11 protein-coding genes are annotated in these 12,229 nt (G+C 43.0%); 7 read left to right on the plus strand and 4 right to left on the minus strand.

Annotated features, from left to right (window positions below):
- Position 1 precedes the first annotated feature (1 nt).
- The 4 genes from B7698_RS07155 (at position 2) to B7698_RS07170 (ending at position 5,204) form a co-directional block, all read left to right on the plus strand.
- Positions 2–2,434 (plus strand): ATP-dependent Clp protease ATP-binding subunit, encoded by a 2,433-nt coding sequence (locus tag B7698_RS07155; RefSeq protein WP_084865118.1) that lies wholly within the window; start codon positions 2–4, stop codon positions 2,432–2,434.
- Between the two features lie 147 nt (positions 2,435–2,581).
- Positions 2,582–3,640, plus strand: a complete 1,059-nt coding sequence (locus tag B7698_RS07160; protein WP_000730564.1) for an AAA family ATPase — start codon at positions 2,582–2,584, stop codon at positions 3,638–3,640.
- Between the two features lie 9 nt (positions 3,641–3,649).
- Positions 3,650–4,429 (plus strand): nicotinamide riboside transporter PnuC, encoded by a 780-nt coding sequence (pnuC, locus tag B7698_RS07165; protein WP_061453906.1) that lies wholly within the window; start codon positions 3,650–3,652, stop codon positions 4,427–4,429.
- Between the two features lies 1 nt (position 4,430).
- Entirely contained in the window at positions 4,431–5,204 is a 774-nt protein-coding gene (locus B7698_RS07170) for an NUDIX domain-containing protein (protein WP_049515596.1), read from the plus strand.
- Positions 5,205–5,276: 72 nt separating this feature from the next.
- Here the strand turns inward: B7698_RS07170 and B7698_RS10375 are convergent, their stop codons facing one another.
- Positions 5,277–5,507: a hypothetical protein gene (locus B7698_RS10375; protein ID WP_049546898.1), complete on the minus strand. Its 231-nt coding sequence runs from the start codon at positions 5,505–5,507 to the stop codon at positions 5,277–5,279.
- Between the two features lie 278 nt (positions 5,508–5,785).
- Between B7698_RS10375 and B7698_RS07180 the strand changes: the two genes are divergently transcribed.
- A complete protein-coding gene (locus B7698_RS07180) occupies positions 5,786–6,484 on the plus strand; it encodes a hypothetical protein (RefSeq protein WP_084865119.1) in 699 nt (232 codons plus the stop codon).
- Between the two features lie 69 nt (positions 6,485–6,553).
- Here B7698_RS07180 and B7698_RS07185 read toward each other — a convergent pair whose 3' ends face one another.
- The 3 genes from B7698_RS07185 to hslO are packed head-to-tail and all read right to left on the minus strand — an operon-like array spanning position 6,554 to position 8,946.
- Positions 6,554–7,105 (minus strand): cysteine hydrolase family protein, encoded by a 552-nt coding sequence (locus B7698_RS07185; protein ID WP_084865120.1) that lies wholly within the window; start codon positions 7,103–7,105, stop codon positions 6,554–6,556.
- 1 nt (position 7,106) lies between these two features.
- On the minus strand, positions 7,107–8,087 hold the full coding sequence (gene dusB / locus B7698_RS07190; RefSeq protein WP_033678731.1) for a tRNA dihydrouridine synthase DusB: 981 nt from the start codon (positions 8,085–8,087) through the stop codon (positions 7,107–7,109).
- Complete coding sequence (hslO, locus tag B7698_RS07195) at positions 8,074–8,946, minus strand: Hsp33 family molecular chaperone HslO (RefSeq protein WP_084865121.1); 873 nt, start codon at positions 8,944–8,946, stop codon at positions 8,074–8,076. The genes dusB and hslO overlap by 14 nt, the downstream gene beginning before the upstream one ends.
- Positions 8,947–9,110: 164 nt before the next feature.
- On the opposite strand from hslO, the gene B7698_RS07200 reads away from it, so the two are divergent.
- On the plus strand, positions 9,111–10,538 hold the full coding sequence (locus B7698_RS07200) for an AcpB/EbpR/MafR family transcriptional regulator (protein WP_084865122.1): 1,428 nt from the start codon (positions 9,111–9,113) through the stop codon (positions 10,536–10,538).
- Between the two features lie 159 nt (positions 10,539–10,697).
- Positions 10,698–12,206, plus strand: coding sequence for a glycerol kinase GlpK (gene glpK, locus B7698_RS07205; protein ID WP_084865123.1), 1,509 nt, complete (start codon positions 10,698–10,700; stop codon positions 12,204–12,206).
- The last annotated feature ends 23 nt before the right edge of the window (positions 12,207–12,229 follow it).

Below are 12,229 nucleotides of genomic sequence, written 5' to 3' on the forward strand. Positions count from 1 at the left end.
GATGAACTATTCAAAAGCATTGAATGAATGTATCGAAAGTGCCTACATGGTTGCGAGCCATTTTGGAGCCCGTTATCTAGAGTCTTGGCATTTATTGATTGCCATGTCTAATCACAGTTACAGTGTGGCAGGTGCGACTTTAAACGATTATCCTTATGAAATGGACCGTTTAGAAGAGGTTGCGTTGGAACTGACTGAAACGGACTATAGCCAAGACGAAACCTTTACGGAATTGCCCTTTTCCCATCGTTTGGAGGTCCTCTTTGCAGAAGCAGAGTATGTGGCCTCAGTAGTCCACGCAAAGGTACTAGGGACAGAGCATGTCCTCTATGCAATCTTGCATGATGGCAATGCCTTGGCGACTCGCATCTTGGAGAGAGCAGGCTTTTCTTATGAAGACCAGAAAGATCAGGTTAGAATTGCTGCTCTTCGTCGCAATCTAGAAGAGCGTGCAGGATGGACAAGAGAAGATCTCAAGGCTTTGCGTCAACGTCATCGCACAGTAACTGACAAGCAAAATTCCATGGCCAATATGATGGGCATGCCTCAAGCTCAAAGTGGTGGTCTAGAGGACTACACGCATGACCTGACGGAGCAAGCGCGTTCTGGCAAGTTAGAGCCAGTTATCGGTCGAGACAAGGAAATCTCACGTATGATTCAGATTTTGAGTCGGAAGACCAAGAACAATCCTGTCTTGGTTGGAGATGCGGGTGTCGGGAAAACAGCTTTAGCACTTGGACTTGCTCAGCGTATTGCTAGTGGGAATGTACCAGCTGAAATGGCTAAGATGCGCGTTTTGGAGCTTGATTTGATGAATGTCGTTGCAGGGACACGTTTCCGTGGTGACTTTGAAGAGCGTATGAACAACATCATCAAGGATATCGAGGAGGATGGCAAAGTAATCCTCTTTATCGATGAACTCCACACCATCATGGGTTCTGGTAGCGGTATTGATTCGACTCTGGATGCAGCCAATATCTTGAAGCCAGCCTTAGCTCGTGGAACTCTGAGAACAGTTGGTGCAACCACTCAGGAAGAATACCAAAAACACATCGAAAAAGACGCAGCTCTTTCTCGTCGTTTTGCAAAAGTGACGATTGAAGAGCCAAGTCTAGCTGACAGTATGACCATTTTGCAAGGTTTGAAGGCCACCTATGAGAAACACCACCGTGTGCAAATCACAGATGAAGCGGTTGAAACAGCTGTTAAGATGGCCCATCGTTACTTGACTAGCCGTCACTTGCCAGACTCTGCTATCGACCTCTTAGATGAAGCGGCAGCAACAGTGCAAAACAAATCCAAGCAGGTGAAAACAGACGAATCCGATTTGAGTCCAGCTGACAAGGCCTTGATGGATGGCAAGTGGAAACAAGCTGCTCAGCTAATCGCAAAAGAGCAGGAAGTCCCTGTCTATAAAGATTTGGTAACAGAATCTGAAATTTTGACTACCTTGAGTCGCTTGTCAGGGATTCCAGTCCAAAAACTGACGCAAACGGATGCCAAGAAATACCTGAACTTGGAAGCTGAACTACACAAACGTGTCATCGGTCAAGATCAAGCTGTTTCAAGCATTAGCCGTGCGATTCGCCGCAACCAGTCAGGAATTCGTAGTCACAAGCGTCCGATTGGTTCCTTTATGTTCCTAGGGCCGACAGGAGTCGGTAAGACCGAATTGGCCAAGGCTCTGGCAGAAGTCCTCTTTGATGACGAATCAGCCCTTATTCGCTTTGATATGAGTGAGTATATGGAGAAATTTGCGGCTAGCCGTCTCAATGGAGCTCCTCCGGGTTATGTGGGCTACGAAGAAGGTGGGGAGTTGACTGAGAAGGTTCGCAACAAACCATACTCCGTTCTTCTATTTGACGAGGTAGAAAAGGCCCACCCAGATATCTTTAATGTCCTCTTGCAGGTTCTGGACGACGGCGTCTTGACAGATAGCAAGGGGCGCAAGGTTGATTTTTCAAATACCATTATCATCATGACGTCAAACCTTGGTGCGACGGCTCTTCGTGATGACAAGACGGTCGGCTTTGGGGCCAAGGACATTCGTTTTGACCAGGAAAATATGGAAAAACGAATCTTTGAAGAGTTGAAAAAAGCTTATCGACCAGAGTTTATCAACCGTATTGATGAAAAGTTGGTCTTCCATAGCTTAGATAGCGAACACATGCAGGAAATTGTCAAGATTATGGTGAAACCATTGATTGCTAGCCTCGCTGAGAAGGGCATCGACTTGAAACTGCAAGCTTCAGCGTTGAAGTTACTAGCAAGTCAAGGATATGATCCAGAAATGGGAGCTCGCCCACTTCGCAGAACCCTGCAAACAGAAGTGGAAGACAAGCTAGCAGAACTCCTTCTCAAGGGAGAACTAGTAGCAGGCAAGACCCTCAAGATAGGTGTTAAAGCTGGTCAATTAAAATTTGATATTGCTTAAAAATGGAGAGTCAGGAGCAATCCTGATTCTTTTTTTTGCTACTTTTTTATAAAAAATGATAAAAAACTATTGACAAAACAAAAATATAGTATATAATAAAAACATAGAAAATAAAAATATCAAAAATTATAAAAAGGTAAAACGTTTATGAAAAAGAAAACAGCAGTGGTATTTGGGACCTTTGCCCCTCTCCATCAAGGGCATATCGATCTGATTCAGCGAGCGAAGCGTCAGTGTGACCAGGTCTGGGTAGTCGTTTCAGGCTACGAGGGAGACCGAGGGGAGCAGGTAGGTTTAAGTCTTCAAAAACGATTTCGCTATATCCGAGAGGCTTTTTGTGATGACGAATTGACCTCTGTCTGCAAGCTGGATGAGACCAACCTTCCCCGTTACCCTATGGGCTGGCAGGAGTGGTTGGACCAGATGTTAGCAGAGATTTCCTATGATGAAAACCAGCAAGAACTGACTTTTTTTGTAGGAGAAGCAGACTACCAGCAAGAGCTAGCTAAACGTGGATTTGGCACCGTCTTGAAAGAAAGAAAGTTTGGTATCTCAGCGACTATGATTCGAGAAAATCCAAGCAAATATTGGAAATACATCGCTCAACCCTTCCGTCGTCAGTTTACCAAGAAAGTGTTGATTATGGGAAGTGCTAGCAATGGGAAGACCACTCTGGCCAAGGATTTGGCAAGGTATTACGATGCACCCGTTAGTCTGGAATACGCGCGTGAGTACCAGATCAAAAACAATGTCCGCGACGATGAATTGACTCCAAAGGATTACTACTATCTCCTGTTGGGACAGTATGACCAGACCTCCAAGTTAATCGATAGCAATGCCAATCGAGGTCTAGTGATAGCCGATACCAATTCATTGGTAACCAAGGGTTACTATGACTATTACATGGAGACTGAGGACCAAGGGGACTTATCAGGAGAAACCTTTGACAATCTCTTTGTTTCAATCTTGGCCAAGGAAAAATGGGACTTGATTCTCTTCGTGCAACCTGTCGGTTCCTATGTCAATGACGGATTTAGAGATATGACCATGGCAGAAGACCATATTCGCTACAGTTTTTCCCAGCATTTGGATCAGATGAGGGAGCGATACTTAACCAACATTCCACTAGTTTATCTAGCAGAGGATTATCTAGGCAATTATGAAGCAGCCAAAGTGGCTATTGATGCCATTTACCAAGCAGATTAGGAGAAAAATATGAAAAAACTAACTGAAAAAATCACACAATTTATCGAAAACTTTAAAAATGTCCATGCTGAAGCTCGCAAGATCGGTTTTGCAGGAATCATGCGCCTGCTATGGAAAGATCTCTTTGTCGGCCGTAGCCTTTTCCAGTGGTTGTATCTCATCGCCCTGTCAAGTGTTCCCTTGATTTTAGAGTTCACACAAAATACGGAAAGTCATGACTGGTTGAGCTTGTTTGCATCTTGGACTGGGATTGTCTGTGTTATCTTGGTAGCAGAAGGGCGTGCAAGCAATTATCTCTTTGGGGCTATTAACTCGGCTATCTATTTGATTTTGGCCATGAATGCGACTTTTTATGGCGAAGTCTTGACGACCGTTTACTTCTTTGTCATGCAGCCGATTGGTCTCTATGCTTGGTTGTCCAATCGTATCAATGAACAGGAAAAACCAGAAGAATCCCACTTTGAAGCTAAGAAATTATCTGTTCTTGACTGGCTCAAGTACTTGGCCTTGACTGCCATTATCTGGATTGGTATGGGCTTGGCTTACCAAAGTATCAATAGCGCTCGTCCTTTCCGTGATAGTGTAACCGATGCGACCAATGGTGTTGGTCAGCTCTTGATGACACGTCTTTACCGCGAGCAATGGATTTTCTGGATTGCAACCAATCTCTTTAGTATCTACCTCTGGTGGGGTGAAAATATCCACATTCAAGGGATGTACTGGGTTTACACACTCAATAGTCTAGTGGGATGGTACCAATGGACCAAGGCAGTTCGAAAGGAGGCATAAAATGACGGACACGATGATTCCATCAGGGATGACGGAAAAAGAATATTTTGAAATTCATGCCAGTCAGGAGGAGTTTTTAGACTGGTACTACAAGCAGGAACTCCCTCAATACGAAAAACCAAGTGTGACGGTGGATATGGTAGCCTACTGCTTTGTCGAAGGAAAAATCAAGCTCTTATTAATTCGCCGCAAGGCTCACCCTTATCAAAACTGTTTGGCCTTAGTTGGAGGATTTATGGACAAGGGCGAAGATGCTGCGCATGCCTGTCAGCGTGAGGTGAGAGAAGAAGTCAATCTCGATCTTCCTTTGGAAAAAATCGAGCAATTGATGACCGTATCGACTCCCGGCCGTGACCCACGGGGCTGGACAGTGACCATTGCCCACTTGGTTTATTTGCCTAGTCGTGCATTAGAACTTGTTCAAGCAGGAGACGATGCCAAGGATGTGGTTTTTGTAGATGTCGATTTTCAGATGGGTAAGTGCTTCTTAGAGGGAGTAGAGTTGGAGGAGCAAGCTTTCGCTTTTGACCATTATGCCATTATCCAAGAATCCATCAAACGAATCCAAGGCCGCCTCGACTGGAATCCGACCTTCCTTTATCTGCTGGAGGAGGAGTTCACTGTTTACGAAGGGACTGAACTGGTCAATCTTATCAACCCCGGTCGTCCAATCGTCAGCAATAACTTTCTCGTAAAATACGGAGAATATGTAGAAGAAGTTGGACTCAAACGAGTGCCTAAAAAGAAACCAAGAAAAACCTATCGATTGAAATAAAAAACGAGGTCGGGAAAAGTTCCCGATCTCTTTATTTGCCTTTATTAGTTTGATTTGCTGTTGCGACTGTTTTTATGAATGGCTATTTTTCTTAGAGTTGCTCATGATGCGAATGAATAAATCTTTGTATTTATATTTTAAATAGGTTTCGTGTAAGTACAATAAAGCTATATCTACAATCATAAAAATGGTTATTAAGTAAAATAAATCAAATGTAGTCTGAGCGTAGCGAATTGCAGATTGATAAGACCAGAAAGCTCCCAAAATCAACCAAGGAAGATACTTGTAATATTTGCTTAACATAAGCCTACACCTCCTATATTCTATTTCAATGTTATTATATTCCTTTGCACTTAAAGGTGCAAGCGATTACACAAAAATAAATTCAAATTTTTAATAGGAAAATCTCCTGCTTTTCTATTTTATTACGAATAAAAGAGTAGGAGGAGTAAATGTATCTAAAGTATTTAAGATTTTTAAAATAGTTTAGATAAATCGTTGACATATTTAAATTCTAATGTTACAATTATATTACAAAAAGATTTCTTTATATTTCTAAAATATTACAAAGGAGTAGAAAAATGAAAAAGAAAACCTATATCAAATTGATGACAGCAACTGTATTGGCTTCTACCTTGCTATTAGGAGCTTGTGGAAATAAAAAGGAAACAACTCAAGCAAGCAGTTCTGCTAAGACAAGCCAATCATCAAGCTCTAAAGCAGCTTCTGCTAGCAAAGAAAGCAAGACTCAGAAATCCTCAAGTTCAGCTTCATCTGAAAAGACCAAGGCATCTACTGATCAATCTTCAGCAACTGCAACGCCATCACAAGTGGCACCTGCACCAGAGCAAAGACAAGGTCAAGAAGTGGTTAATCAACAGGCGGCTAGTCAACAAACTCCTGCTCAGACCCCTTCAACTCAACAGGATCCTCAAGCCCAGTCTAACCAATCAAGCTATGATCCTACAACTGACCGCAAACTTCAAGACAAGCAAGCAGAGCAAAATAAACGCTACAAGGGTGTTTTAACCATGGTAGATGGTGATTTCTCAGCTGCAGCGGGCAATTGGAAGGGAGCAAATGGGGAAACTATCACAGTTTCATCAGGAGGTCAATTCACAGTAGAATCTTCTGATGGAAAGAAAGAAAACTACTCTATCAAAGGCTACTCTTATACTCTTGATGATGGCAAGTATAATGCCAAAATTGGTGGAGGAAAAGTCATCCAAATTACAACAGGAGCGGATGGTAAGGTTTCCAGTGTTGCTTTGAGTCAATAATAACTCTCAGTATTTGAATTTTTACAATCAAAGAAAATCCGTCAGCTCAATAAGAGTTGACGGATTATTTTATACTTGTACTTGGGTTAAAAATTCTTCTGTAGTAAGAATTTGAGCAAACTCATCTTGTAGAGAAAGGAGATTAATCTCATGGATAGTCTCAGGAGAGATGGCCTGACCGTTTTTGTTAGATAGGGTAAAACTGGCAGTGGCATCTGCTAGTAAAGTGACTTCAAAACCAAGATTTGCTGCCATTCGTGTCGTAGTAGATACACAATGAGGCAGGGTCAAACCAACAACGACTAAATGACAAATCTGATTTTTTCGTAAATATGTTTCAAGATTTGTTCCAATAAAGGCGCTATTAACCGTTTTGTGAAAGACAGGTTCTGCAGTAACTGGCTCAAATCCACTTTTAAACTCCTGATTTTGTTTGTTATGAAATTGCGACTGGGGATTGTCAGATATGTGTTGAACGTGTAAGACTGGAAGAGCGTGTTTACGAAAGTATGCCAGTACCCTCAGTGCTTGATGTTCAGCTTGAGGGTTGTTTCGTTCTCCCCAGATAAATCTATCAAATGCTTTTTGCATATCGATAATCAGTAGAGCAGTATGAACCATTTTATGCCTTATCCAATTGCAAGAGGGCTTCAATCTCTGCTAGGGTGCTAGCTTGTGAAATAGCTCCACGGAGTTTGGCTGCGCCAGATGTTCCACGGAGGTAGTGAGGAGCGAGGCCACGGAATTCACGAACTGCGACGTTTTCCCCTTTGAGGTTAATCAATCGTTTCAAGTGTTCGTAGGCGATTTTCATCTTGTCTTCAAAGGTCAAATCAGGGAGAATTTCTCCTGTTTCAAAGTAATGGTTGATTTGGTTGAAGAGGTAGGGATTTCCCATGGCTGCACGGCCAATCATGACTGCGTCAGCACCGACTTCTTCGATGCGTTGCTTGGCTTCTTGGACCGTACGAATGTCACCGTTGGCGATAAATGGAATCTTGGTCAGAGCTTGAGCTACGTCGTGCAGGGTCTCAAGGTCTGCGTGACCTGTATACATTTGCTCACGGGTACGGCCATGCATGGCGAGGGCAGAAACGCCTGCAGCTTCAGCAGCGAGGGCATTTTCTACTGCAAGAGACGGGTCAGCCCAGCCTGTACGCATTTTGACAGTAAGGGGGATATCAAGGACAGATTGGACCTTGTTGATGATAGAGTAAATCTTATCTGGATCCTTGAGCCACATAGCGCCAGCTTCGTTCTTCACGATTTTGTTAACTGGGCAGCCCATGTTGATATCGACGATATCGGTCTTGGTGTTTTCTTGGATGAATTCTGCTGCGCGTGCTAGGCTGTCTTCATCACTACCAAATAGTTGGATAGAGACAGGGTTTTCTCCTTCGTCGATATGAAGCATATGCAGGGTTTTTTCGTTGTTGTATTGGATTCCCTTGTCAGAGACCATTTCCATTACAACGAGTCCAGCTCCGAGCTCTTTTGCAATAGTACGAAAGGCTGAGTTTGTTACGCCAGCCATAGGCGCTAAAACGGTACGATTGGGAATCTCAACATTGCCAATCATAAAGGGTGTATTAAGATTTGTCACGAATGAGTTCCTCCAGGTCGTTTTCATCAAAGTTGTAAGTAGTTTGGCAGAATTGACAAGTGATTTCTGCCCCGTGGTCTTCCTCTTTCATTTCCTGTAAGTCTGAGCTTGGAAGGCTAGCAAGAGCGTTCATAAAGCGTTCATGGCTACAGTCACATTGGAAACGGATTTCTTCTTCAGAAAGACGCTTGTAGGCCTCGTCACCGTAGATAGCCTTGAGGAGGGCTTCGATATGGTCGTCGCTTTCCAGAAGGGTTGAGATAGCTGGCATTTCTTGGATGCGTTTTTCAAAGCGAGCAATCTCTTCTTCCTTAGCTCCTGGCAAGACTTGAACTAGGAAACCACCTGCAACCTTGACCTTGTCTTCTTCGTCTAAAAGGACATTGAGGCCGACTGCTGAAGGGGTTTGTTGGCTTTCGGTCAGGTAAAAGGCCAGGTCTTCACCGATTTCCCCAGAGATGAGGGGAGTCATAGAGTTGTAAGGATTTCCAGTACCGTAGTCTGTGATAACGAGGAATTGACCATTGCCAACAAAAGGTCCGACTAGGACTTCACCAGTTGTAGTCTTTTTGATGTCAACACCAGGATTTTGAACATAGCCTTTGACGTTACCCTTGGTATCTGCAACTGTGATAATGGCACCGAGGGAGCTAGTTCCAAGAACCTTGACGGTTAGCTTGGTATTTCCTTTTTCGTTGGCAGCGAGAATTTGGCTGGCGATAAGGGTACGACCAAGCGCTACGGTTGAACTAGCTTGGGTTTGATGTTTTTCTTGAGCAGTGCGGACGGTTTCCGTGCTGTCAAGGACAAAAGCACGAAAGGCTCCGCTTTCTGATATTGTTTTAATAATTTTATCCATAGCTACTATTTTAGCATAAAAATGTCCAAAGGGGGAGCCGTGTGTTTGTTGATTTTTAGGATAATGGACTAGGAAATCAGCATGAAAATAAAAAGAGAAACAGATTATTTCAGCATTTGAAAGATTTATGCTATGCTTGAAGGAGAAAATGAAAGGGGTAACAAATGTATTTAGGTGATTTGATGGAAAAAGCCGAATCTGGCCAATTTTTAGTCCTTTCCTTTCTATTACAAGATTCTCAGACAACAGTCAAGGAAGCCATGGAAGAAACAGGTTTTTCAAAGGCGACCTTAACCAAGTATATCTCTCTGATTAACGAAAATGCCTTGGAAAGAGGATTAGAGCTGACCATCCACTTGGAAGATGAAAATCTGCGCTTGTCGATTGGTGCAGCTACCAAGGGGAGAGAGATTCGGAGCTTGTTTCTAGACAATGCCATTAAGTACCAAATTTTGGTTTACCTTCTCTATCACCAACAGTTTCTAGCTCATCAGTTGGCTCAAGAATTGATGATTAGCGAGGCCACGCTTGGTCGCCACTTAGCTAGTCTAAATCAGATTTTGTCAGAGTTTGACTTATCCATCCAAAATGGCCGTTGGCGAGGTCCGGAGCATCAGATTCGCTATTTCTATTTCTGTCTTTTTCGCAAGTTGTGGTCGAGTCAGGAATGGGAAGGACATATGCAGAAGCCAGAGAGAAAGCAGGAGATTGCCAGCTTAGAAGAAATCTGCGGTGCTAGCTTGTCTTCGGGGCAGAAATTGGACTTGGTTCTCTGGGCTCATATCAGTCAACAACGCCTCCGTGTCAATGCCTGTCAGTTTCAAGTGATAGAAGAAAAAATGCGAGGGTATTTTGACAATATTTTCTACCTTCGTTTGCATCGAAAGGCTCCGTCCTTTTTTGCTGGGCAACACCTTCCTCTAGGAACTGAGGATGGGGAGATGATGATTTTCTTCTCTTTCCTCCTATCTCATCGCATTCTTCCTCTTCATACTATGGAGTATATCCTTGGTTTTGGAGGGCAGTTGGCAGATTTGCTGACGCAATTGATTCAAGAAATGAAGAAGGAAGAGTTACTGGGCGGTTATACAGAGGATCATGTCACCTATGAACTCAGTCAACTTTGTGCTCAAGTCTATCTCTATAAGGGCTATATTTTACAGGATCGCTACAAGTACCAGTTAGAGAATCGCCATCCTTATTTGTTGATGGAACATGATTTTAGGGGAACGGCAGAGGAGATTTTTCATGCTCTACCTGCTTTTCAGCAGGGGACGGATTTGGATAAGAAGATTCTCTGGGAATGGCTCCAGTTAATTGAATATATGGTTGAAAATGGTGGCCAACATATGCGGATTGGTCTGGATTTGACATCTGGTTTTCTTGTCTTTTCAAGGATGGCAGCCATTTTGAAACGGTATTTGGAATACAATCGTTTTATCACCATTGAAGCCTATGACCGAACTCGGCATTATGATTTGCTGGTTACCAATAACCCGATTCATAAGAAGGAACAGACCCCAGTTTATTATTTAAAAAACGACTTGGATTTGGAAGATTTGGCAGGGATTCGTCAGTTATTATTCACTTAAAAGGCTTGGTTGTTCCAGGTCTTTTTTGTGAAATTTACACAATCTCCTCACATTTTTTTAAAAATTAAAAAAAGTTGATAAACAAGAAAGCGCTTTATTTTGTATACTAGTTAGTGTAAAGAGGAGACATCCTCAAGATCATTATCAGGAGGACAGCACATGTCACAAGAAAAATACATCATGGCCATTGACCAGGGAACTACAAGCTCTCGTGCCATTATTTTCAACAAAAAAGGAGAAAAAGTTAGCTCGAGTCAAAAAGAGTTTACTCAGATTTTCCCTCAGGCAGGTTGGGTTGAGCACAATGCCAATGAAATTTGGAATTCCGTCCAGTCTGTTATTGCTGGAGCTTTCATCGAAAGTGGTGTCAAGCCAAATCAAATCGAAGCAATCGGGATTACCAACCAGCGTGAAACAACGGTTGTCTGGGATAAGAAAACAGGGCTTCCTATCTACAATGCTATCGTTTGGCAATCACGTCAAACTGCTCCTCTAGCTGAGCAACTAAAAAGCCAAGGTTATGTGGAAAAATTCCATGAAAAGACTGGTTTGATCATCGATGCTTACTTCTCTGCTACCAAGGTTCGTTGGATTTTGGACCATGTAGAAGGCGCTCAAGAGCGAGCAGAAAAAGGAGAATTGCTTTTTGGTACTATCGATACTTGGTTGGTTTGGAAATTGACTGACGGTGCGGCTCACGTGACTGACTACTCAAACGCAGCTCGTACCATGCTTTATAACATTAAAGAACTTAAATGGGATGATGAGATTTTAGAAATCCTCAAAATTCCGAAGGCTATGCTTCCAGAAGTTCGTTCTAACTCTGAAATCTACGGTAAGACAGCGCCATTCCATTTCTACGGTGGAGAAGTGCCAATCTCAGGTATGGCTGGGGACCAACAGGCAGCCCTCTTTGGACAGTTGGCCTTTGAACCAGGTATGGTCAAGAATACTTATGGAACAGGTTCTTTCATCATCATGAATACTGGTGAAGAAATGCAGTTGTCTGAAAACAACCTCTTGACAACGATTGGTTACGGTATCAATGGCAAGGTTTACTATGCCTTAGAAGGTTCTATCTTCATCGCAGGAAGTGCCATTCAATGGCTTCGTGACGGTCTTCGCATGGTTGAAAATTCACCAGAATCTGAAAAATACGCTCGTGACTCTCACAACAATGATGAAGTTTATGTCGTTCCAGCCTTTACAGGTCTAGGTGCTCCATACTGGAACCAAAACGCTCGCGGTTCTGTCTTTGGATTGACTCGTGGAACAAGTAAAGAAGACTTCATCAAGGCGACTTTGCAATCTATCGCTTATCAAGTCCGTGATATCATCGATACTATGCAAGTGGATGCTCAGACAGCTATCCAAGTCTTGAAGGTGGATGGTGGTGCAGCTATGAACAACTTCCTCATGCAGTTCCAAGCTGACATTTTGGGAATCGATATCGCACGCGCCAAAAACTTGGAAACAACAGCTCTAGGGGCAGCCTTCCTGGCAGGATTGTCAGTAGGCTACTGGAAGGACTTGGATGAGTTGAAACTCTTGAACGAGACAGGAGAACTTTTCGAACCATCGATGAACGAATCTCGTAAGGAACAACTCTATAAGGGCTGGAAGAAGGCTGTGAAAGCAACTCAAGTCTTTGCGGAAGTAGATGACTAATATTGGAAGAATAAAGTGACTCA

Source organism: Streptococcus mitis (assembly GCF_002096855.1).
Lineage (GTDB): Bacteria > Bacillota > Bacilli > Lactobacillales > Streptococcaceae > Streptococcus > Streptococcus mitis_Y.